Here is a 22092-nt window from a genome sequence, read left to right as displayed (position 1 = left end):
GGTGGCCTCAAGCGCCGGCCGGGCCGGTTCGCGCGAACCGGGCCATCCAAGCGTCAGCCGAGCCATCGCCGCCCCGGCCGGCGTTCGAGGCCAAGCAAGAGCATGAATATCGGCCACGACCCGCAGGGGAAACCGCATGACCCCCACCCACCGCACCGCGCTGCTCCGGACCGCCCGGGAGCCGTTCTGGCTGGATCGGCCCGAGCACCCGGAGCCGCTGGCCCGCCAGGTCGGGGACACCCGGACCGACCTGGCCGTGGTCGGCGGCGGATACACCGGGCTGTGGACCGCGCTGATCGCCAAACAACGCGACCCCGGCCGTGACGTCCTGGTGCTCGAACAGGGCACCTGCGGCCACGCCGCCAGCGGGCGCAACGGCGGCTTCTGCTCACCCAGCCTCACCCACGGGCTGGCCAACGGCCTACAGCGCTGGCCGGACGAGATCGACACGCTGCAACGCCTGGGTGCGCGGAACCTGGACGCGTTCGAACGCGACCTGGACACGCACGGCATCGACTGCGGCTTCGCCCGCACCGGCAAGGTCGCGGTGGCCGCCACCCCGTGGCAGGCCCAGGCGCTGCGCGCGTCCGTACCCGTGGCCAATCGGCACGGCGAGCAGGCCACGTACCTCGAAGACGACGCGCTGCGGGCGTACGTCGACTCGCCGCTGTGGTCGGCGGGCGTCTGGCAGCCCGACTACGCGCTCCTGGACCCGGCCCGCCTGGTGTGGGGACTGCGCCGGGCCTGCCTGGACGCGGGCGTACGGATCGTGGAACGCACCGAGGTCACCGCGATCGACACCAGGCCCGCCGATCTGATCCGGCTCACCACCCCGTACGGGATCGTCGGCGCGCGCCGGGTCGCACTGGCCACCAACATCTACCCGCCGCTGCTGCGCCGGCTCGGCCTGAGCATGGTGCCGGTGTACGACTACGCGCTGACCACCGAGCCGCTGACGGACGATCAGCTCGCCGCGATCGGCTGGACCGGTGCGCACGGCGTCACCGACGCGGGCAACCAGTTCCACTACGTGCGCAAGACGGACGACAACCGCATCCTGTGGGGCGGCTACGACGCCATCTACCACTTCGGCAGCCGGGTGGACGAGGCGCTGACCCAGCGCCCGGAGACGTTCGACGTGCTCGCCGAGCAGTTCGCCGCGACCTTCCCGCCGTTGGCCGACGTCGCCTTCTCGCACGCGTGGGGCGGCGTGATCGACTCGACCACCCGGTTCTGCATGTTCGCCGGCACCGCCGCGGCCGGCCGGGTCGGCTACGCCCTCGGCTTCACCGGACTGGGCGTGGGGGCGACCCGGTTCGGTGCGGAGGTGGTGCTCGACCTGCTCGCCGGGACCCGGACCGAACGTACGGAGCTGGAGATGATCAGACGCAAGCCGATCCCGTTCCCGCCCGAGCCCGCGCGCTGGATCGGCATCCAGGCCACCCGCTGGTCGATGGCCCGCGAGGACACGCACGGCGGTCGCAACATGTGGCTGCGCACCCTCGACCGGCTCGGCCTGGGCTTCGATTCGTGACCGAGGCGGGCGGCACCGGCGGGCGGGGCGCACCCGAGGAGCGGGAGGAACAGGGCAAGATGGCGGGCGAAGATCGAGAGGACGTGCCGAACTCGGCGCCGCAGCACACCCGGAGCAGCCGCATGAACCCCGCAGGCCCGTTGGACGACATCGACCGGCGCATCATCGCCATCCTCCAGGCCGACGGCCGGCGGGCGTACAAGCAGATCGCCGAGGACCTGGGCATCCCGGCGTCCTCGGTGCGCTATCGGGTGCAGCGGCTGGAGGAGAGCGGCACGCTCCAGATCGTCGGCATCGCCAATCCGCTGACGATCGGTTTCGATCGGCTCGCGATGATCGGCATGCGGGTCCGCGCCGGCAGCGCCCGGGAGGTGTGCCGCGAACTGCGCGAACTGCCGGAGACGTCCTACGTGGTGATGGTGGCCGGCCAGTACGACGTGATGGTCGAGGTGATCTGCCGCGATACCGACCACTTCACCGACCTGCTCAACCGCCGACTGCTGCTGATCGACGGGGTGGTCTCCACCGACTCCTTCTTCGTCCTCGAAGTACACAAGTTGGCCTACGGCTGGGGCGTCGGGGGTGTGGAGTCCTCGCTGCTCGACTCGCCGGAGATAGCGCCGGGTTCGGGGTTGGACCAGCGCGACAATCGTTGAGCCGCCGATTCGGCCACCGGCCACCGGCGCGTGCTGCCTAGAATCCGCAGCATGACCGATATGCGGGTGGGGGAGTGGCTGGTCGACGTGTCGGCGCCGCTGGGCAGCGGGCACTTCGCGCGGGTGTTGCCGGCGCGCCGGGCGCGGGCCAATCCGGCCGGGATCGTCGAGCGGCGCGCGGTGAAGATCTACCACGCGCGGGGCAGCGCGGCGCAGCGGCAGTCCGCGCTCGCCGAGATCCGGGTCCAGGAGGAACTCCTGGGCTGCCCGCACGCGGTGGCGTACGTGGACGCGTTCGTGGCCGAGGAGGGCGAGTTCGCGGGTTGCCTGGTGCAGGTGATGGAACTGGGCGATCGTTCGCTCGCCGACCACCTGGACGTCGAGGGCCCGTTGCGCTCCGGGGACGCGGCGGCGGCGCTGTCCGGGATCGCGACGGCGCTGGAACACGTACACGCACGCGGCTGGGTGCACGCGGACCTCAAGCCGGGGAACATCGTGCGCTGCCGGGGGTTGTGGAAGATCGCCGACTTCAACGTGACGTCGGCGCTGATCGGCACGTCCGCGTTCGACCTCGGCGGCACGCTGTCCTACATGTCGCCGCAACGACTCGCGGCGCCCACCGGCACGCGGCGCCGGGTGCGGCCCGAGGACGACATGTGGGCGCTCGGGGTGATCCTGGGCCAGTGTCTGCTGGGCGAACTTCCCTCCACCGTGCAGGAGTTGCGCGAGGAGGAGGCGGTGCGGCTGGCCGCGGGCATCTCGGCCGCGCTGCTGCGGCGGGCCGATGTGGATCCGCAACTCCTGCGTCTGATCGACGAGTTGACCTCCCCGGACGCCGCCGTGCGGCCCGGCGCGGGGGTCGTCGCGCGTCGGTTGCGCGACGCTTCGGCGACCGTGCCGATCGGCGGGCCGCGCCGGCCGGCGGACCCGGTGTTCACGATCGCCTCGCTGGCCGAGTCGCACAACGAGGTGTTCGCCGCCGACGATCGTGGTCTGTGGCACCGCTGGTACGTCGAGCAGCGGTGGAGCGAATGGGTGCCGTTCGACCACCCGGCGCCTGCTCCGGTGTCGGCGCTCGCCGCCGCGTCGCCGTCCTTGCATCGGGAGATGTTGTGGTTGCTCGACGACGAAGGCCGGTTGTGGCGGAGCGAGTTGGCCGTGGATCCGGAATCGCTGGTGCCGAAGTCGCCGTGGTCGCCGTGGGTGCGTGAACCGGGGCCCGGCGCGACGAGTGCGTTGATCGGGGTGCGTGCGGCCGGTGCTCCGTGGGCTCGGCAGCGGTTGTTCGCCGTCGACGCCGACGGGGGTGTGTGGTGCCGGATCGACGCGGGTCCGGACTGGCGGCGCCTGCACGATCCGGGCAGCGGGCGCGAGGTGCCGGCCGGGGTCGTCGCGATCGTGCCGTGCGTGTCCTCGGCCGCGTACGGCCTGATCGACGCGGACGGCCGGGTGTGGTTGAGCCCGGGGCCGCAGACCGAACACCTGCGCCGGCCCCGGTACGGCCCGGCACGGGCCCGGGCGATGGTGCTGCTTCCGGACGAGGCGATGGTGATCCTCGAAGCGGAAGGGGGTGTCTCGGTCGATGCCGGCAACCTGTACACGGGCCCCATCCCGTTGCCCCCGTCGGATCGTGCGTACCTGCACATCGCCGGCTCCGCCCGTCGACCTCGCCACCTCGAACTCGTCCTGGGCGACGACCGGGGCGGCCTGTGGCACACGTGGGCGTGGCGCGGGGACGACGGTTGTTGGCAGTGGCATCCGCAATGGGGGCGGCTGCGGCGGTCCGTCCAGCGCTGAGCGGTCGTGGGCCCTCAGGGCGCCGTCGGCAGGGTGTTCAGCCAGCGGTCGGCGGCGCGGTGCGTGGTGAAGGTGTGTACCGGCGTGGCCGGGTCGGTGTGTTCGGCCATCAGCCGGCGCACCCGGGGCCGCACCGTGTGGCGGTAGGCGAGCACCGAGCGGAACACGCTCGGGTTCAGCCGGTCGTGGCTGCCGGGTTCGGGGTGTCGGCGGTGGGCGATCAGATCGGCGATCGCGGCCGGCGGACCGATGTCCAGGAAGACCACGGTGTCGGCGGCGGCCAACCGCAGGGCGAGCGTCGGGGCATGGTTGCCGACCAGGATCCAGCCGGGTTGCGCGATCAGCGCTCGCTGCGCGTCGGCGAACTCCTCGGCGGTCGTGGTCGATCGGTCCTCGCGGTCGTACGGAGTGGGCAAGTGGGTGACCGGGAGCCCGAGTCGGGCGCCGAGCGCATCGGCCCACCCGGCGCGGCCGGCTCCGCCGATCCCGACGACAACGATCTTGCGCATGGTCTCGCAGCCTACAAAGGCGGTCGCTGCCGCAGGGGGAAATCCGGGGAACCGACCCTATCGGGTGGGCCGATCCCACCCGAACGCGTCGGGTCGGGCCACCGCCGGCCGGGCCGGGTACGACCCGGCCCGGCCGGCGCGAGGTGTCGTGGCCGGTGAGGGATGCCGGCCACGACACGGGTGGGCCGACCCGATCAACCGGCGGCGGCCGGGACCCGCGATTCGGGTCGCGGATCGGCGACGGGGAAGAGCACACGTTCCGCCAACAGGCCGAAGACCAGGCCGAACGTGGTCCAGATGAGCGTGTGGATGCCGAGAGAGGCCACCCGGAAGCGCCATACCACCGTGGCCGAGAACTCGGCCGGGATCTCGTTCACCGTCGGCATCGCCCACATGGCGACGCCGACCGCGACGACGAACGCCGCGACGGCGAGCGGGACGGCGTTCCAGACCCCGAGCCGCGGGGTCAGCCGCCGGGCGAGCAGTACCGCCGCCGCCGCGAACAACACGGACAGCGCCAACAGGCCGAAGTACAGCGCGGTGCGTCGCCCGATGGTGTCCGGGTCGCCGACCGCCGGCGGGTTCGCCGGATACTTCAGGAACGGCACCACGATCACCGTCACGAACCCGAGCAACGCCAGCAGCCCGGCGGTCGCACGAGGGCGGAACGGTCCGATCCTGCCGTACGCGAACGCGAAGACGAGCGCGAACAGTCCGCCGATCGCGATCCCGTACACCCCCACGCCGGTCAGCATGCCGATTGTGCTCTGCACGCCACGACTGACGATCTCCTTTTCGGGATGGTCCCCGTGCGCGCCCGCCTCGTGCTCCTCGAAGGCGATCGCGTTGCGGACCTCCGGCTCACCGAACACCCACGCGAACACCCAGGCCGGCAGCCCGGCGAGCACGCCGGTGAGCATGCCGCGGATCAACAGATTTCGCACCATGCGTGATGTCGACTTCCTGTCTGGCGACCCGCCGCGAGGACGGATCGCGCGATACCTGTTCCGTGCCGGTCACGCGGTGGGACCGCGCGGCCGTCAGTGGCAGGGGAAGCCGAGCAGGTGTCGCCCGTCGTGCACGAACTCGTGCACACCCGAGCCCGAGAAGAGCGCGACCGCGCCCTGCTCGGAGGCGACGAAGTAGATGAGGAACAGCAGAAACGCCCCGGCGAACACGGCCCAGGGCATGATCGCCTTGACCGGAATCGTGATCGGTGTGACGACGGGACGAGCGGCGGTCTGAGCCACGAAATCCTCCTGCGGGGCAACGCGCCCGGATGCGGGGTGCGTCGCGGGAGGGTCTGACTCACGGCCGCCGGGTCCCGCTCGCGCGGGGTCGGTGGCTCGATCACAGTGGCGCGCCCGTACCGGAGTCTCACCGGCTTCCTCGTCGCGACGCGAGGTCGATCGGAATCTAGGGGTCGCCCGCCGACGGGGTCAACGGGCGCGGGCCGTCGGGCGGGATCCTTGTGCAAGTCTTGAACCGGGTGCATCGGGCGGATCGGGCGGGATGGATCGTGATGAATCGGGTGGATCGGGCGAGCCGGGTGGGTTGTTGTGCCCGGCCGGTCCGGTGCCGCGACCGGAAGGGCGGATGGTGAGTACGCGCGTCACGCTGCTGTGTCATGCCGCCACCGCCGCCACCGGGCGGGCCGCTTTCCCCCTGGACGAGCCGTCCACCGCGCACGGTCGGGCGGCGGCCCGGCGGTCGGCGCCGCCGGCCGGTGGGAAGCCGCCTCGGGCGGTGCGCGGGCCGGAGTCGCGCTGCGCGGACACCGCGATCGCGATCGGCCTGGCGCACGCGCTGGTCGAACCGGCGCTGCGCGACTGCGATCACGGCACCTGGGCGGGCCGCACGCTGGACGAGGTGCTGGCCGCGGATCCGGCGGGGGTGGCCGCGTGGCTCGCCGAGCCGACCGCGACCCCGCACGGCGGCGAGTCGCTGGCCGCGGTGCTGGACCGGTCCGCGCGGTGGCTCGACGAGCAGGCGCGGGCCAGCCACGGGCGGGTGGTCGCGATCACCCATCCGATCGTCGCGCGCGCCGTCGCGGTGCACGCGCTCCGCGCCCCCGCGAGCGTCTTCTGGCACCTGGACGCGGGCCCGCTGACCCGGGTCGACCTGACCCACAACGGTCCCCGCTGGGCCCTGCGCGGATTCGGCGGTCCGGCCACGTGACGCGCCGTCGGCGCGCGTGCGGAGCGCTCAGTTCGCCGCCGGGCCGGTGAGCCGGGTCGGGGTGAGGCGGATGACGATCCGGACCGACTCGGCCGGCAGCGCGAGATACTCCTCGCCCGCGCCGGGGCCCTCGTACTTCTCGGCCAACGCGACGGCGAGCCGCCGGTCGACGTCCTCGGTGATCGTGGTGGTGCCGCGCACCTCCAGGTAGACGTCGGAATCGGCCGGATCGTAGATGGTCAGGCTCGCGCGCGGCTCACGGCGCAGGTTGCGCTCCTTGAGCCGGCCGGCCTGCGAGGAGATCACCACGTCGTCGCCGTCGAGTCCGATCCACACCACCGAGGTCTGCGGGCTGCCGTCCCGGTTGACGGTGGCCAGCACCGCGGGGTGCGCGGCGTCGAGCAGTCGGCGGGCGGTCCCGCCCAGAGAGATCGTCATGATCGCGATCCTAGGTCGTGCTCCTCGGGCGGGGGAGTGTCCGCGCTCCTTCGTCGAGCGCCGTTCGCGCGCCTGCGTGCGCCGGTGTCGCGCCGGGGTGAACCGGCACGCCGCACGCACTACCGCGCACACCACTACGGGATGACTTCGTGGAACCGGAGGGTGGATCAGGGCCGTTGCAACCGATATCCATAACCTCCCGGACCGAGAGGGGCGCCGTTGTCGCCGAACGACGAAGCCGAGGATCGCCGAATTCCCGAGTGCCCGAACACGACCGAACCCGCCCCGGAACAGTGGCCCGCCCGCAGCTTCCTCGGCCGCCTCTCGGCGCCGGTCTGCCGCGAACTGCTTCGGCTGGGCACCCGTTGCCGATACCTGCCGCAGGAAACGATCCTTCGCGAGGGCGACGAATCACACCACACGGTGTTGCTGCGCAGCGGAATCACCAAGGTCACCGCCGCGCTGGAGAACGGGCACGAGTCGCTCTTGGCGATCCGCGTCGGCGGCGACGTGGTCGGCGAACTGGCGGCGATGGACGACGCGCCGAGGTCGGCGACCGTGACGGCCTGCGGCCCGATCGCCGCGAGTGTCGTACGCCGCTCGGAACTTCGGCAGTTCCTGAGCGATCACCCCGAGGCGGCCATCCTGATCGCCGGGGTCGTCGCACAGAAGTTGCGCTGGGCGAACCGCCGACGCATCGAGTTCGGCGGCTATCCGGTCAAGGTGCGGCTGGCCCGCGTACTGGCCGAACTGGCCGGTGAGCACGGCATCCCGGAGCCGCGCGGCGTGGTCATCGGCGTCACGCTGACCCAGCCGGAGCTGGCCGCGCTGGTCGGCTCGGCCGAGGTCACCATCCACAAGGCGCTGCGCGAGCTGCGCGAGGACCGCCTGCTGACCACCGGCTACCGGCGTACCACCGTGCTCGACCCGGCCCGGTTGCGGGCACTGGCCCAACTGCCCCCGAACGGCCGCTGACCGCAACGCCCGGCCGCCGCCGACGCCGGCAAAGGCGTATTAGTACGACTCGCTGGGTGATTTTCGGTGCCCGGTCGCACAGTTGACCCACCGCGCGCCCCTTCGCCGCGCATTTCCCCCTCGGAACGGACGAGTTGCCGATGACTTCGAACCTTGCCATCTCGCGCCTGCTGTGCCTGGCCACCGACGTGGAGCAGTACAGCCGACTGGACACCCCGCAACAGGAGTGCGCACAAGCCGACTTGCTCGCCATCCTCGACCGCGCGGCGGCTCGCGCCGGGATCGACCGCTCCCGGTGGGTGCGTCAGGCGCAGGGCGACCAGGAGTTCGCGGTGTTGCCCCCCGACACGCACGAAAGCGTGATCGTCGGCGACTTCGTCCGACACCTCGCGGGCTGCCTCGCGGAACGCAACGCCAACGTGCCGACCCGGGATCGACTGCGGCTGCGGATGGCGGTGCACGTCGGCGTGGCCCGTCCGGCCGCGCTGGGCCACGCCGGGCAGACCCCGATCGCGGTGGCCCGACTGCTGGACGCGCCCGTACTCAAGCGGGTGCTCGCCCGGACGCTCACCACCGACCTGGTGGTGATCGTGTCCGACTCGCTCTATCAGGACGTGGTCCGCCTGCGCGAACGGGGCCTGGACCCCGCGCAGTACACCCGCATTCCGGTCCGGGCCAAGGAATACGACGGCCACGGCTGGGTGCACGTCCCGGAGCACCGACCCGCCGAACTGCGCGGATTCGAGCCCGAGGAAGACCCGGCCGAGCAGCCGCGGGCCGCGGACACCGCCGACCGGCGCGGCACCCGGCCCGAACCCGAGCGGCCCGGCTCGCACAGCTCCGGCGCGGGCACGCACGTACATCGGATCAAGGACGTCGGCGGTGTCACCTTCGGCGCCGGCAGCCACGCGGCGCACAACATCACCATCAACGGACGCGACTGACGGACACGACAGGTCATGGACAGCGAAAGCGACACCCCGAGCACCGGCGGCGACCCACCCGCGAGTCCCGGCACACCCGATCCCACCACCCCACCCCCTGCGGACGGCGCCGAACGCGACGCCCGCACCGGCGCCGCGCCCGACGGCGATGCGGGCGCGGCGCCGCCCACCGACGTCCCGGACGACGACATCGACGCCGAGGCGGCGGAGGCGGCGAACAGCCGCGATCTGCGCCGGGCCCGCCTCGACTACCGGGGCGCGCACGTGCAGGGCAACACCCGGATCCGTGCGGGCGGGGTCGCCTACGGCGCCGGGTCCTACGCGGCGGAAACCATCATCAAGAACTTCTACTCCGACGCCGGCCGGCCGATCGACCCGGTCGACGGACCCATACCCGGCGACACCCTGGACCGCTTGCGCGAGACCTACGAGCGACCGGCCTCGCACACGTTGCTCGTCGCCACCTTGAAGAGCAAGGGCGTGGCGATCCTGTGCGGGGCCGTCGGCACCGGCCGGGGCACCACGGCCCGGCTGGCCGCCGAGGAGGCCCGCCAAGACCTCGAACGCGGCGGCGTGGTGGTCCTGGACCCCGACCTGGATCCACGGGACCTGGCGGCCACCGGCCGACTGGAGCACGGCTGCGCCCACGTGCTGGAGGGCGACGGCGCCCGGTGGGCCCAGCGGCTGCGCCCGCAACTCCTGCACCGGCTCGGCGGCCAGACCCTGGACCGGCCCCTGGTGATCGTGCTCGACAAGCGCGTACCCCTGGACCGGGACGGCCTCGCGGGCTACCTCGTCGAGCATCGCCCGCCCGAGCGCGAAGCGGTGCTGGAACGCCACCTGTGTCACCGCCTCACCGAACGCCCGGACGCCCCCGCCAAGTTGCTGGCCGCCGAGGCGGTGGTGGACGAACTGGGCGGACTGCAAAGGTTCACCGAGATCGTGGCACTGGCCGAGCAGTTGGCGATCGACGAACTCGACGACGTGCCACCGGACGAGCTGGCCGAGGGACTGCGGGCCAGGTTGCGCACGCGTGCGCAGTTCCTGTTGGGCCCGCCGGTGAAATCCGCCGCGGGCGGGGAGTCGGCCGGCGGCGGCCCGGACGAGAGCATCTCGCTGTGGTCCAAGGCGTTCCTGCTGGCCTGCGTCGTGCTCGACGGCCTGTCGCCGACCCGGGTGAGCCAGGAGTCGCAACGACTGGCCGCCCTGTTGCACGGCGTGCGCTCGCCCTCCTCGCCGCCCGAGATGCCGCTGTTCCACGAGAGCCTGAACGACTGGACCGCGCACGAGGAGGTGTGGTTCACCGACCCCACCGGTGGTCGGGTCCGCAAGATGCCGAACGACCCGGGCTGTCGGGTGGTGGTGCGCCAACGCGGCCTGGTGCCGGTGGTGCTCGAAGTCCTGTGGCACGACCACGGCGGTGCGCGCGCTCCCCTCCTGGAGTGGCTGGCGGAACTCGTGGTGCGGGACGAGGAGCGCATCCGGGTGCCGGCGGCGCAGGCCGTCGGGCTGCTCGCCACCTTCGACTTCGACTTCGTCGAGTCGGAACTGCTCCGGCACTGGGCCGCCGCCGATCGCCGGGTCGACCCACTCGCCGTTCGGCGGATCAAGGCCGCCGCGTGGGCGCTCGAACGTGCCGCGACCGACGATCGCCTCGCCGGTCGCATTCGCCGACTGCTCAAGGGCTGGTCCGCCACCCACCGGTATCAGGACTGTGCCCTGGAGGCGTACGGCACCACGATCGGCGCGCTCTTCCCGGTCGACGCACTGGACGGCCTGGAGCGGATCGCCAGGTCTCGACAGCGCAGCGTGCGCGGTGCGGTGGGCGAACTCTACGTCGCGGGATCGACCACCCAGGTGCTGCAACGCCTGGCCCTGTGGTCGGCATCGCCCTACCCGCTGTTGCACATCGACGCCGCGATGTGCCTGCAACTGATCAGCCGGCTGCCGGCCGACCGCAACGTGCCGGCGCTGACCCAACTGCTGCACGAACCCAACGCGCGAGCAGACCTGTTGGTGCTGACGCGGCAGATCATGCACAGCGCGCACGACGGCGTCCGGCGGCGCGGTTGGGACATCGTCCGTCAGTGGGTGGATCGGGCCGGCGACGACGAGCGCCTGGTGGCGGCGGTCGCCGAGTTCGTCGGCGACCTGTGCGCCGACCCGGACCGGGGACTGCGCACCCGGCTGCTGTTCCACCTGCGCCTGTGGGATCACCAGCGGGTCGGCAACGGCGCGGCCGCGGACATCGACATTCTCGTTCAGGAAAGGTGGTAGGCATGAGCTTCACGCCCGGCACGACGCGCACCTTCGGCGGGTCCCCCCGCCGTCGCGGACTGCGGACCTGGCTGCGTTCGGTCTTTCGCTCACCCGTCCACGTCGGGGCGGACCTTCCCGAGCTGCTGACCGTGCACCGCACGACCACGATCTCCCTGGAAACCCCGGCCAGGGGCGGCGGGTTCATGTTCCACCTCGACATTCGCTGCGACTGGTGCGCGGAGGGACGACACGACGAGGCGGCCCTGCAGCGAAGCATCGACACGTACCAGGAGGGGCTTTCGGACCGGCTCGCCGACCGCATCCGCAAACCCGCCCAGGAGCACGAGCCCTATCGGGTCGAGGACGCCGAACGCGCCGTCAACGCGGTGCTCGCGGACGGCGAGTGCTTCGAGAACGGACTGGTGCGCTGCGCGACCCTCGCCCGGGTGCAACCGGCGCCCGAGGTACGCGACCGGGAACAGGAGGCGGCGCTGGGCCGGCAACAGATCGAGCACGAGTACGACCTGTCCCGGCTGCGGGTTCGCCGACTGCGCGAAGTCTCGGCGCACTGGCGGGACTTCCTGGCCGAGGGACTGGTCACCGGCATCGAGGGCGGCGCCGACGGCACCCGCACCCGGGCGCTGACGCCGCACGAGGTGGAGACGTTGTCCTGGACCACGCCGTGGGCGGTACTGCTCGCCGAGCGCCCGCAGGAGGCGGCCGTCCAGGTGGCCCGGATGTTCGACGAGCGCACCGGGCAGGTGCGGTTGTTCATCGACTACCTCAGTGCCCAGACCAAGGCCTACCAGCAGATGGACATCTTCGACTTCGTGGTCACCAACGAGGAGCAACTCGGGCGCGCCATGAAGGTGTTCGGGATGCCCATGCCGGGTGGCCCGACGTCCCGATCCGGACCGCCCGAGCCGCTGCCCCGGTTCGACGAGCGCTGAGCGAGCAAGCCGGACGGCGGGCCGACCCCCGCCGCCCGGTCAGCCGAGCAACGGGCCGACCAGGAACCACGATCCGCCCGCGACGGCCATCACGCCCGTGCAGACGATCGCCCGGGCGACATGGCGGTGTTTGATCACCGCCACCTCGGCCACCACCCGGGCGAACTGCCAGATCTCCCGCTGTTCGCAACGATCGCCACCGGTGGGCGGGGTACCGTCCCCGGCGGCCAGCAGGGGCAGGCTGAACCGGTTGGGCGCGGGCGGCGGGTTCAACCGGGGACGCAACGCCTGGGCCACGCAGTAGATCCCGGCCACGAAACCCGACACCTGGGCCGCGAGCAGGACGACCGCCAGCCACCCGATCGCCCCACCTCGTTCCCAGGCATCGCGGACCGCGTCGGCCCGGGGAATCGCGGTCGCCAGGATTCCCGCCTGGACCGCGCCCAGGATGCCGACCTTCGTGTCGGCGAACTGGGTGGCGGACTGGAGGGTCGCGAGCACGGCCAGGTCGGAACGGGTGTCCGGCGGCCCGACCCGGGGCCCCGCGGCACCGGCCGGTCCCGGCGTCGGCGCATCGGCGGTCGGGTCGGTCGTCGGTGTACCGGTCGTCGGGTCGGTCGTGGTCGAGGAACCCGGGTTCGGGCCGGCTGACATCGCAACTCCCGTGGGTCGGTGGGTCGGTGGGTCCGACACCTCCAGTAACCGCCGGTCGGGCGGGTTCGGAACAGCTACGAATGTGGATTCCCCCTCGAATCATCAGGAATTTCCCGGCACCGGGAATCTCCCACCACCGCGAACCTCGGATCGCGGGGACTTCGGACCGCCGGGATTCCGATCGCCGGGACTTCGAACTGCCAGGACTTCGGATCGCCAGGATCGCCAGGATCGCCAGGATCGCCAGGAATGAGGACACGGTGACTGCCCAGACGGCGGCGTCTCCCCGACGCCGGATCGCGGTCACGATCGCGATGATCGTGACGCTGCTCGGCACCGCTACCGGGTGCGGGGCCTTCGAGACACCCCAGGCGCGCCCCTGCGCGTGGTTGGGCAAGACCGACAACGACCGGGACGTCGGTACGGCGCACACCGCCGTGCTGGTGGACCGCACGGCATCCACTCGGGCCGGCAGGGACACGCCGGCGGGCCGCGAGGTTCCGGACTGGCCCGCCACCGTGCTGGCCGCCGACTACCTGGCACCCGAAGCACTGGAAGGCGGCGATCTGTCCGTCTCCGGCTTCGACGGCACCCGAACCTCGATCGGCTGGGAGGTCGATCGGGCGGTCGTCACCCCCGTCCGCGGCGTCGCCCGGCGGCGCGCGGACGAGCGGCAGCGCCGAACCAACTGCCTGCGACAGCGCATCGGCGAGGTCGCCGGCGGCACCGCGCGCACCCCGAACACCGACCTGCTGGGCGCGCTCGCCGCCACCCGCGAACAACTCGGGCCGCAGGGTCGCCGACGTGTGCTGGTCGCCACCGACGGGCTGGTCAACACCGGCTGCGCGGACCTGCGTTCGGTCGGCTTCGACCGTGCCGAGATCGCCACGATCATCGAATCCTGTGCCCGGGCAGGGGAGTTGCCGGACCTGGCCGGGATCGACGTGGCCATCCGCGGCATCGGCCACCTCGGTACCGGCAACCCGCCCTCGTCACCGCAGACCGCGTGGCTCGTCGACCTGTGGCAGGGCATGTGTGCCGCCGCGAAGGCGGCCTCGTGTCGGGTCGAAGGCGCCGCGCGGATCGTCTCGGCCGGCGGGCCCGCCGATCCGCTCGCCGAACCGGCGATCGACTTCCCCACCGGCCGGACCACGACCGCCGGACCGGTGACCACCATCGTGCTGCCGGACTCGCTCCTGTTCGCCACCGACCGCGCCGAACTCTCGCCGGAGGCGTTGGCGCAACTCGACGACGCCGCGCACCGGCTGATCGGGCTGGGCCGGGTGCGTGTGGTGGTGACCGGCAACACCGATTCGCGCGGCAGCAAGGCCCGCGGCGAGGAGCTGTCCCAGGCCCGAGCGGACGCGGTGCGCACCGAACTCCTCAAGCGCGGCGTCACCGACGTGACCGCCCGGGGCGACGCCGACCGGCATCCGATGTGCAGTCCCGAATATCGCGGCACGGTGCCGGACTACCGGGCCATGGCCTGCAACCGTCGCGTCGAGATCGTCGCGACCGTGCAGCCCTGACCGGGGCGACGACCGGGGTCGGGGTGGCCGCCCCGACCCCTCCCGCCGCCGCGAGGACGCGGCTCGGTCGGACGCCTCGGTCCTACCGCGTCCGCGTCCTGCTCCCTCGTACCGCTTCCCACCGCTTCGTCGTACCCGAGACAACGAGAGGTCCAGCGTGTCCATCACCCACCGATCGCCGACCTGCCAACACGGCTGCGGTTGTGAGATCAGAAACCTCGTGCAGCACGCGGAACAGGCGCCCCCGCACGACGCCGAGCTGCTGGACAACGGCGAGATGCAGGTGCTGTTGCGTGCCGTTCGGGAAGTCGCCGAGATCGTCGGCCACAACCGGGAGCGACTCGCCCGGGGCCGGACCAAGGTGATCGAGGCCCACGCGGCCGGCGAGCAGGCCGTCCGGGCGTTGGCCCGGTTCGAGTCGGCGAACACCCTCGCGGCGGCCCGGAGCGCGCAGGCCGCCGTCGAGGCGCGCCATCGCGCGGACGGCGCGCACGACCGGCGTCGCCGGGACGCCTGGATCCAGATCCTGCGCTGGCCGATGGTGCTCGCCCTGGGCGCCTTCGACGCGTGGTTCTTCAGGCAGGTCTTCCAGGACCTGACCGTCGACGGCGAATCGCCCTCGCGTGCGGAGCAGGTCGTCTCGTTCCTGCCCGGAGTGGCCCTCGCGGTGGCGATGTTGCTGGCCGGGCACGTGATGGCGTCGCCGCTGCATCGGTGGCGCGACGCGCTGCGGGAACGCTTCAAGGACCGGCCGGGGATGGCGATCCTGGCCGGTTTCCCGCTGCCGCTGCTCTATCTCGCGAGCGTCATGATCACGGTGGCCATGTGGGCCGTGTTGCGGGTCGGGGACGCGGCCCAGGAAGCCGACGCGACCATCGCGCAGCGCTACCCGGCCGGTTCGGTGGCGGTGCTGATGCTCGTGCTCGCGCTCACCGCGATGGCGATGAAGGTCGTCGCGCACAACCCCTACGCGGACAGCGCCACCGAGGCCCGGCGGCGGTTGTGGCGCGCCACCCGCAGCTATCGGCGATTGGCCTGCCGGGTCGAGGACAAGCTGTGCGCGCACGACAAGGAGTGCAGCGACCTTCAGGCGATGTGCGACGAACTCGCCGCACAGGTGCGGCTGGAGAGCATGCGGGTCTGGGAGGGCGCGATCCTGCGGGCGCGGATGCTGCACGGCCGGGCGGGACACCTGCCGCCCGCGCTGGAACCCGGCGGGGTGACCGCCCAGGCGGCGGCGGCCTCCGCGTTGTTGTTCCGGGGGGTGGCCGAACCCGGGCCCGAGTTGGGGCCGTTGGTGGAGGCGCGGCGGGTGCTCGCCGAGTATTCGCCGACCGGACTCAAGGAGCGACAGGAGCGACTGGTGGCCAGGCTCGACGAGCGACCGGAAGCGAGTGGCTGAGGCGGGTACGGGTGGGCCGGCCCCGGGCTACGGGTGGATCACGGTCTTGCCGAGGGGGCGGCCGGCGACCTGCTCGCGCAGGACGGCGGGTAGTTGGGGGAGGGTGATCTCCTCGGTGATCAGACGTTCGACGGGCAGCCGGGGAAGGGAGGACAGGGCGGCGGTGAAGTCGGCCGGGGTGGTGCCGTAGCTGCCGGCCACCGTGACCCGGTGGCCGGACCAGGTGGTGTGGACCGCGTGTTCGTGCCGGCGCACGTGGTCCAGGTCGACCGGCAGGCCGCGGAGTTCGTCGCCGGGGGCGGTACCGCCGTAGAGCAGGGCCAGGCCGGCCGGCACGAGGACCCGCAGGGCGTCGGCCAGGATGTCCGGGCGGACGAAGCTGGTGGCGATAACCGCCGCGTCGAAGGCCGCGGCGGGCAGCGTCGCGATGGCGCGCACCTCGAAGCCGCGGTCCCGAAGGAACTTCGCGCGGTCGGCACTGCGGTTGGCCAAGGTGACTTCGGCGCCCGCCAGTTCGGCGGAGCCGGCGATCAGCAACCCGGCCGCGCCCGCGCCGAGCACGACCAGCCGGCGGCCGGCCACGGGCATGCCCAGGTGGCCGGCCAATGCCGCGACGCAATGTTCGGCGCAGGCGAGCGGCTCGGCGAACACGGCCTGCCGGGCCGGGAGTCGGTCCGGGACCGGATGCAGCGCGGTGAGCAGGTGCTCGGCCGGTCCGGCCGCGTACATCTCGGTGGCGAAGCCGGTGGTGCGGGCGAGCCGGACGTTGGGGTCCAAGGCCACCCGCAAGCCGGTGGGCAGTCGGCCCGCAAGCGTGGACTCGTGTATCACGCCGACGAGTTCGTGGCCGAACTGGCTGGGGCCGTGCCGCTCGCGGGCCACCTCCTTGAGGTCGGAGCGGCACAGTCCGGCCAGTTCGATCCGGATCGACACCCGGTGCTCGCCGGCCGGCGGGTCGGGCCGGTCGAGCCGCAGGCGGGGGCCGTACGGGCCCAACTCGACCCTCATTCCGCCGAGTCCGAGGCGGTGGTGGAGGACGTCGTCGGGGCGGAGTGGGCCGGTCGCGTGGCCGAGCACGACGCCGGTCGGCCCGCCCGTGCTCCCGGGACCACCCGCGTCGCGGGCGTGGTGGATGCGGTGCGCTTGCGCAACATCTCCAGCGCCTCGCCGAATCGATCCGCGATCAGGTGTGCGTCGGTCGGCGTCAGGATCAGCGGCGGCCGCAACTCGATCACATTGCCCAGGCCGTGTTCCGACACACGGGTGAGCACGCCTCGCTCGTGCAGGAGGTGTTGGAACGCCTGGGCCAGCTCCGGTGCCTTCGAGCTGTCCGGGCGGACCAACTCCACGCCGATCATCAGGCCCGGCCCACGGACGTCCCCGAGCACGGGATGCTCGCGCTGGAGCACCCGCAGGCGGTCGCTCAAGATCGCGCCGACCCGGCGCACGTTGGCCAGGAACCCCGGGCGGCGGACGATCTCCAACGTCTTGACCCCCGCCGCCGCGGCCAGTGTGTGGCCGCCGTAGGTGAAACCGTGCAACGACCGGTCCCAGTCGGCCATGCGCTCCTCGGTCAGGATGGCCGCGAGCGGCAGGCCGCTGCCGGTCAGGCCCTTGGCGACGGTCATCATGTGCGGGGTGACGCCGAAGTGGTCCGCCGCGAACATCTCGCCGGTGCGGCCGAACGCGGTCTGGATCTCGTCGAAGATCAACACGATCCCGTGCTCGTCGCACAGCGCCCGCAACGCCTGGAAGTATCCGGGCGGCGGCACGATGTTGCCGCCCATCCCGCTGATCGGCTCGATCAACACACACGCGACGCTGCCGGAACTCGCGTACGTGATGAAGTCCTCGATCCGTTCCACGCACAACATGCCGCAGGTGTCCGGGGTCTGCCGATAGAAGCAGCGGAAGCAGTACGCGTCGGGCACGTGCAGGGCGCCGGCGGCGTGCACCGGGAACGGCGCGCGCATGCGGCTGCTGCCGTTGAACGCGGTGGCCGCGATGGTCTGTCCGACATGGCCCCGAAACGGCACGATCACATCCCGCCGTCCGGTGTGATGCCGGGCGATCTTGATCGCGCCCTCGTTCGCGGTCGACCCGCCGCTGCTGCGCAGGTTCACCCGGGTCAGGCCGGCGGGCGCGAGGGCGACCAGATCGCACATCAGCCGGTCGGTCGGCTCGGTGCGGAACGACGAGGAGGCGAACACCAGTTCCTCGGTCTGCTCGCGCACCGCCGCCATCACCTCGGGGTGATTGTGCCCGAGCACCAGGTTGAACGTCCCGGATACGCAGTCCAGATACTCCCGGCCGGTGGAGTCCCACGAGCGAATGCCCTCGCCGCGAACCAACACCGCGTTGCCCAACTGGTATTGCGCGACCTGGACGGCCCCGGCCGACGGCCCCTCCATCGGCTGAGGCATCGGTCGGGGTGTCGATCGGGGTATCGGCTCAGGCATCGTGGTGGTCCGCGTCCAGCCAGGCCAACTGGGTGCGCACCCAGGCCTCCAGGGTCCATGGCTCGGCGACCCGGCGGCGCCGCTCGGCCGCCGCCTTGCGCTCGGCGGGGGTCGCGGTCAAGGCGGCGATCAACGCCTCGGCCTGCTCGACCAGGTCGAACGGGTTGACCGTGCGGCAGACCGGGGCCAGGATCTCGGCCGCGCCGCACATCTCGGACAGGATCACCTCGGCGTCCCGCTCGTTGACCAGCGGCGCCTCGAAGGTGCTCAGATTCTGGCCGTCCACCGTCGAGTTGAAGATCAGCACGTCGGCCCGGCGGAAGCAGCCGATGGTGTGCTCGACTTCGTTGTCGCAGTGCAACCGCACGGTGTCCGGGCCCAGTTCGGCGTTCGCCTCGGCGATCGTGTACTCCACCCGGCGCAGGTACTCGGCGTTCGCCTCGACGTAGAGCCGATTGGGATTCATCCGGATCAGCAACCTGGACGAGCGCACCGCCGGCTCCAGGCGATGCGCCGACACGAAGGCCCGGACCGCGCGTTCGGCGTTCTTCATCGGGTCGGTCCGGCCGCTGTGCACGACCAGTGGTGCGTCGCCCGCCCACTCCGCGATCCCCTCCGGGAGACGTGGCCGATCCGCCTCCAGGGCGAGGGGGCTGTAACCGAGCGGCATCGTGCGTACGCCGGTGCGCCGGCCACGCCAGTGCACCAGGCCCGCGTTGCGGTCCACCTGTGCGTCGGGGATCAGATCCGCCACGCAGTCCAGGAAGTTTCGGCACCAGCGCTCCGCGAAGAAGCCGATGGTGGTCGCGGGCAACATGCCCTCCAGGATGCCGACCCGCATCGCCTTGGGCAGGATCCGCCAATAGTCCGGCGACGGCCACGGGATGTGCACGAACAGCAGGATCGGCGCGTTCGTCCGCACCGCGCGCAATCGGGCCGGGACCCCGACGAGTTGATAGTCGTGCACCAGGTAGGTGGGGTCCGCGACGTCTGCCGAGTCGGCCAGCAACGCACCGGCGAAGTCCTCGGTGAACTCGGCGAACCGCTCCAGGCCGGCATACGTCTCGGTACCGAAGGTCGGCGTCTTCCACCGATCCCAGCCGTAGTTGTTCGCGGCCCACATGAGCTGGGCGGTGAGGAAGTTCTGCACCACCTCGAAGGTGTCCCGATCGTGCCGCAGCAGACGGACCCGGATGTCCCGGCCCGAACGCAGCCGCAGATCCAGGCCCTCGGGATTCTCCCGGGCCGCCCGATGATCGTCGTCGGTGTCCGCGCTGGCGATCCAGGTGACGTCGAGTACGCCCGCCTGCTCGGCGACCACGTTGCCGGTACCACCGGGGGCGAGCCATGGTCGCAGCGTGCCGCTCTCCGGATCCGGGGCGAAACTGACTGCGGCGCGCTTGCTGGCCAGGAACAGATGACGGTCCATCAGGGCTGGTCCCTTCCGAAGACGGCTGAAGCGTCGAAGGCGGCTGGGGTGTCGAAGGCGGCCGGGGCGTCGAGGGCGGTCGGGCTCCCGGGCGGCGCGGGTGGTTGCGGTCCCGTCGGCCCGGCGATCAGCGCGGCGTCCGCGGCGAAGACGTCCACCGGGGCCAGACCGCGCAGTTCGGGCAGATGCGCGGCGCGCTCGCTGTGCAGACACGCGTTGCGCGGGCGGCACGCGTACGCGGTGTCCCCCTGCGGTACGGCGGTCACCAGCGCGGGGTCCACGCCGTAGGTGGTCGCGATGTGCCGGGCCCACCGGAGCCGGGAGAGCCGACGCGGGCCACCCAGGTGCACCACGCCGGTGTGCGGCGAGTCGAGCAGCGCGGTGGTCCAGGCGGCGACGTCGTCGATCAACACCGGCGTATTCCAGTGCGCGTCCGGCACCGCGACCGGTTCGCCCACGGCCAGGCGTTCGGCACACGTGGTGAAGAAGTTCGGTCGCAATCCGGCCCGGTCCCATCCGTACACCAGGCTGACCCGTAACACGAGCGCGTCGCCGCCGGCGAGGTAGGCGGTCTCGGCGGCCAGCTTCGCGCGGCCGTAGGCGTTGGCCGGTGTGGTCGGGTCGGATTCGCCGCAACTGTCCGCGCGTCCGGCGAACACGTTGTCCGTGGAGATCAGTACGGTGCGCGCGGTCCGGCCGGCGAGCGCGGCGACCACGTGTCGGGCGCCCGCCGCGTGCACGGCCGCCGCGCCGGCCGGATCGGCCTCGCACCAGGTGATGTCCGAGGGTCCGTGTGCGGCCACCACCGCGTCCGGGCGGACCGCGTCGACGACGGTACGCACCTGGCGCGGATCGGCGACGTCCACCGGGAGCCAACGCAGACCCCTGGTCTCCGGGGTACGCGGGCGGCGCCGCGAGCCGAGCACGACACCGTGGCCGAGGCGGGCCAATCGGGTGCCGACGTGGCCGGCTATGTATCCCGAGCCGAACACCAGGACCCGGATCATCGGGAAACCCCCTTCGGGTGCGGCCGGTTCGGCCGGCCGGGTCGGTGCGACCCGCTCGACCCGGGTGGTTCGTCCGATGCGCTCGCCGAACCTCGTTCGCCCGCGCCGGCGTGGTCGGCCGCGCGATCGGCCCGGCCCGGCGGGTCCGTCGACGGATCCGTACCCCCCTTCGGCGCCGGATCACCCGTCTCCTCGGCCGGCAACAGGCGCAGCGACCGACTGCCCGCCGCCACCACCACCGCTCCGCACAGCGCGACGAGGCCCAGGACGGTGCCCAGGCCGAGTTGCCCGGCCAAGGTGCCGACCAGCGGGGGAGCGCCCAGGAAGCCCGCGTAGGACACCGTGGTGACCAGCGAGATCGCCTGCGCGCGCCGCTCGGGGGCGACCGCGCGCCCGGTCGCCGCGAGCAGCGTCGGGACGACCGGGGCAAGTCCCACGCCGGCGAGGGCGAACCCGGCGAGCGTGCTCGCGGTGGACCAGGCCGCCGCCGCGAGGGCCAGCCCCAGGCCGCCCAGCACACCGCCCACCAGGACCAGCGCCTGGTCGCCGACCCGTTCGCCGCGCCACTGGGCGAGCAGGCGACCGGCGGACAGGCCCGCCATGTAGGCGGCCGGGCCGCACGCGGCCAGGAAGGAACCCGCGCCGAGGCCGTCCGCCAGGTGGATCGCGCCCCACTGCTCGACGGTGTTCTCCATCAGCAACACGGTGCCGCCGACCGCGCCGACCACGAGCAGGCCGACCAGGAGTCGGCCGTGCGCGCGGTCGGTGTGCGCGGCCGGCTCGGGGTCCTCCTGCTCCTGCCATCGCCGCCGGTCGATCGCCGGGATCGCGCTGAGTGCGACCAGCACCGCGATCGTCACCAGGATCGCCCGCGCGGACGCACCCAGATGCAGGGCCAGGCCGACCGCCGGGGCGGCGAGCACCATCGCCAGCGGGGTGGCCGCCTGGACCTTGTTGAACAGCCGCTCGCCGGTGAGCGCCTCGCGGGCGGCCGTGGTGGCGTTCAGCGCCACCTCGATCGCGCCGCTGGCCGCGCCGATCAGCAACAGCGCGGCGGCGAACGTCCACCGGGACCCGGCCGCCGCGACGGCCAGGATGCCGCCCGCGAAGGCGGCGGTCACCAGCGGCAGGGTGCGCGGCCCGAGTCGCCGGGCGAGCGGCCCGGTGAGCAACATCGCGGGCACCGCCGCGACCGGGACCGCGAACAGCGCCAGACCCAATTGCCGGTCGTCCAGGGAGAGTTCGTCCTTGATGGTGGGAATCAGTGCGGCCCAACCGCCCCAGAACAGCCCCCAACTCGTCGCGGGAGCGACCAGCCCGAGTACACCGTCGCCGTGCCGCATCGACGCTCCGTCCATGAGGGGTGACCGAG

The 22092-nt window shown here is 72.4% G+C and carries 20 protein-coding genes; 10 read left to right on the top strand and 10 right to left on the bottom strand.

Annotated features, from left to right (window positions below; translation table 11 throughout):
- Positions 1-136 precede the first annotated feature (136 nt).
- The 3 genes from ABZ374_RS27495 to ABZ374_RS27485 are packed head-to-tail and all read left to right on the top strand — an operon-like array spanning position 137 to position 3987.
- Positions 137-1534 carry an FAD-dependent oxidoreductase gene (locus ABZ374_RS27495; protein ID WP_360315610.1) on the top strand — a complete coding sequence of 466 codons (1398 nt, stop codon included), beginning with the start codon at positions 137-139 and terminating at the stop codon, positions 1532-1534.
- A complete protein-coding gene (locus tag ABZ374_RS27490; RefSeq protein ID WP_360315608.1) occupies positions 1531-2190 on the top strand; it encodes an Lrp/AsnC family transcriptional regulator in 660 nt (219 codons plus the stop codon). The genes ABZ374_RS27495 and ABZ374_RS27490 overlap by 4 nt, the downstream gene beginning before the upstream one ends.
- Positions 2191-2241: 51 nt before the next feature.
- Positions 2242-3987, top strand: coding sequence for a protein kinase (locus ABZ374_RS27485; protein WP_360315606.1), 1746 nt, complete (start codon positions 2242-2244; stop codon positions 3985-3987).
- A 14-nt stretch (positions 3988-4001) separates the two neighbouring features.
- On the opposite strand, the gene ABZ374_RS27480 is transcribed toward ABZ374_RS27485, so the two are convergent.
- From ABZ374_RS27480 to ABZ374_RS27470, 3 genes are all read right to left on the bottom strand, one after another.
- Entirely contained in the window at positions 4002-4496 is a 495-nt protein-coding gene (locus tag ABZ374_RS27480) for a hypothetical protein (protein WP_360315604.1), read from the bottom strand.
- A gap of 194 nt (positions 4497-4690) precedes the next feature.
- A complete protein-coding gene (locus tag ABZ374_RS27475) occupies positions 4691-5443 on the bottom strand; it encodes a CbtA family protein (protein WP_360315602.1) in 753 nt (250 codons plus the stop codon).
- Between the two features lie 93 nt (positions 5444-5536).
- Entirely contained in the window at positions 5537-5746 is a 210-nt protein-coding gene (locus tag ABZ374_RS27470) for a CbtB-domain containing protein (protein WP_360315600.1), read from the bottom strand.
- A gap of 346 nt (positions 5747-6092) precedes the next feature.
- Here ABZ374_RS27470 and ABZ374_RS27465 point away from each other — a divergent pair, with 346 nt between their 5' ends.
- Positions 6093-6674 (top strand): histidine phosphatase family protein, encoded by a 582-nt coding sequence (locus ABZ374_RS27465; RefSeq protein WP_360315598.1) that lies wholly within the window; start codon positions 6093-6095, stop codon positions 6672-6674.
- Between the two features lie 27 nt (positions 6675-6701).
- On the opposite strand, the gene ABZ374_RS27460 is transcribed toward ABZ374_RS27465, so the two are convergent.
- Entirely contained in the window at positions 6702-7112 is a 411-nt protein-coding gene (locus tag ABZ374_RS27460) for a PPOX class F420-dependent oxidoreductase (protein WP_360315596.1), read from the bottom strand.
- A gap of 219 nt (positions 7113-7331) precedes the next feature.
- Between ABZ374_RS27460 and ABZ374_RS27455 the strand changes: the two genes are divergently transcribed.
- The 4 genes from ABZ374_RS27455 to ABZ374_RS27440 all read left to right on the top strand — a co-directional run bounded on the left by ABZ374_RS27455 (position 7332) and on the right by ABZ374_RS27440 (position 12240).
- Positions 7332-8087: a Crp/Fnr family transcriptional regulator gene (locus ABZ374_RS27455; protein ID WP_360315594.1), complete on the top strand. Its 756-nt coding sequence runs from the start codon at positions 7332-7334 to the stop codon at positions 8085-8087.
- Between the two features lie 140 nt (positions 8088-8227).
- On the top strand, positions 8228-9031 hold the full coding sequence (locus ABZ374_RS27450) for a hypothetical protein (protein WP_360315592.1): 804 nt from the start codon (positions 8228-8230) through the stop codon (positions 9029-9031).
- Between the two features lie 15 nt (positions 9032-9046).
- On the top strand, positions 9047-11308 hold the full coding sequence (locus tag ABZ374_RS27445) for a hypothetical protein (protein WP_360315590.1): 2262 nt from the start codon (positions 9047-9049) through the stop codon (positions 11306-11308).
- 2 nt (positions 11309-11310) lie between these two features.
- The gene (locus ABZ374_RS27440; RefSeq protein ID WP_360315588.1) at positions 11311-12240 is read left to right on the top strand and encodes a hypothetical protein; all 930 of its coding nucleotides are present in this window, start codon (positions 11311-11313) and stop codon (positions 12238-12240) included.
- Between the two features lie 39 nt (positions 12241-12279).
- Here the strand turns inward: ABZ374_RS27440 and ABZ374_RS27435 are convergent, their stop codons facing one another.
- Positions 12280-12894 (bottom strand): hypothetical protein, encoded by a 615-nt coding sequence (locus ABZ374_RS27435; RefSeq protein WP_360315586.1) that lies wholly within the window; start codon positions 12892-12894, stop codon positions 12280-12282.
- Positions 12895-13154: 260 nt separating this feature from the next.
- Here ABZ374_RS27435 and ABZ374_RS27430 point away from each other — a divergent pair, with 260 nt between their 5' ends.
- Both ABZ374_RS27430 and ABZ374_RS27425 read left to right on the top strand, forming a co-directional pair.
- A complete protein-coding gene (locus ABZ374_RS27430) occupies positions 13155-14423 on the top strand; it encodes an OmpA family protein (RefSeq protein ID WP_360315584.1) in 1269 nt (422 codons plus the stop codon).
- Between the two features lie 157 nt (positions 14424-14580).
- The gene (locus ABZ374_RS27425) at positions 14581-15825 is read left to right on the top strand and encodes a hypothetical protein (RefSeq protein ID WP_360315582.1); all 1245 of its coding nucleotides are present in this window, start codon (positions 14581-14583) and stop codon (positions 15823-15825) included.
- Positions 15826-15852: 27 nt separating this feature from the next.
- On the opposite strand, the gene ABZ374_RS27420 is transcribed toward ABZ374_RS27425, so the two are convergent.
- The 5 genes from ABZ374_RS27420 to ABZ374_RS27400 are packed head-to-tail and all read right to left on the bottom strand — an operon-like array spanning position 15853 to position 22063.
- Positions 15853-16833, bottom strand: coding sequence for an alcohol dehydrogenase catalytic domain-containing protein (locus ABZ374_RS27420; RefSeq protein WP_360315580.1), 981 nt, complete (start codon positions 16831-16833; stop codon positions 15853-15855).
- Positions 16830-18248: an aspartate aminotransferase family protein gene (locus ABZ374_RS27415; RefSeq protein ID WP_360315578.1), complete on the bottom strand. Its 1419-nt coding sequence runs from the start codon at positions 18246-18248 to the stop codon at positions 16830-16832. Before ABZ374_RS27415 ends, ABZ374_RS27420 begins: the two co-directional genes overlap by 4 nt.
- Positions 18249-18276: 28 nt before the next feature.
- Positions 18277-19713, bottom strand: coding sequence for a trehalose-6-phosphate synthase (locus ABZ374_RS27410; protein WP_360315576.1), 1437 nt, complete (start codon positions 19711-19713; stop codon positions 18277-18279).
- Positions 19713-20720 (bottom strand): sugar nucleotide-binding protein, encoded by a 1008-nt coding sequence (locus tag ABZ374_RS27405; protein ID WP_360315574.1) that lies wholly within the window; start codon positions 20718-20720, stop codon positions 19713-19715. The genes ABZ374_RS27410 and ABZ374_RS27405 overlap by 1 nt, the downstream gene beginning before the upstream one ends.
- On the bottom strand, positions 20717-22063 hold the full coding sequence (locus tag ABZ374_RS27400) for an MFS transporter (RefSeq protein ID WP_360315572.1): 1347 nt from the start codon (positions 22061-22063) through the stop codon (positions 20717-20719). The genes ABZ374_RS27405 and ABZ374_RS27400 overlap by 4 nt, the downstream gene beginning before the upstream one ends.
- Positions 22064-22092 lie beyond the last annotated feature (29 nt).

Origin of the sequence: Embleya sp. NPDC005971, assembly GCF_040629175.1 — a bacterium.
Taxonomy (GTDB): Bacteria; Actinomycetota; Actinomycetes; order Streptomycetales; family Streptomycetaceae; genus Embleya.
The sequence above is the reverse complement of the archived record's forward strand: the minus strand, read 5'-3'. Positions and strand labels throughout refer to the sequence as shown.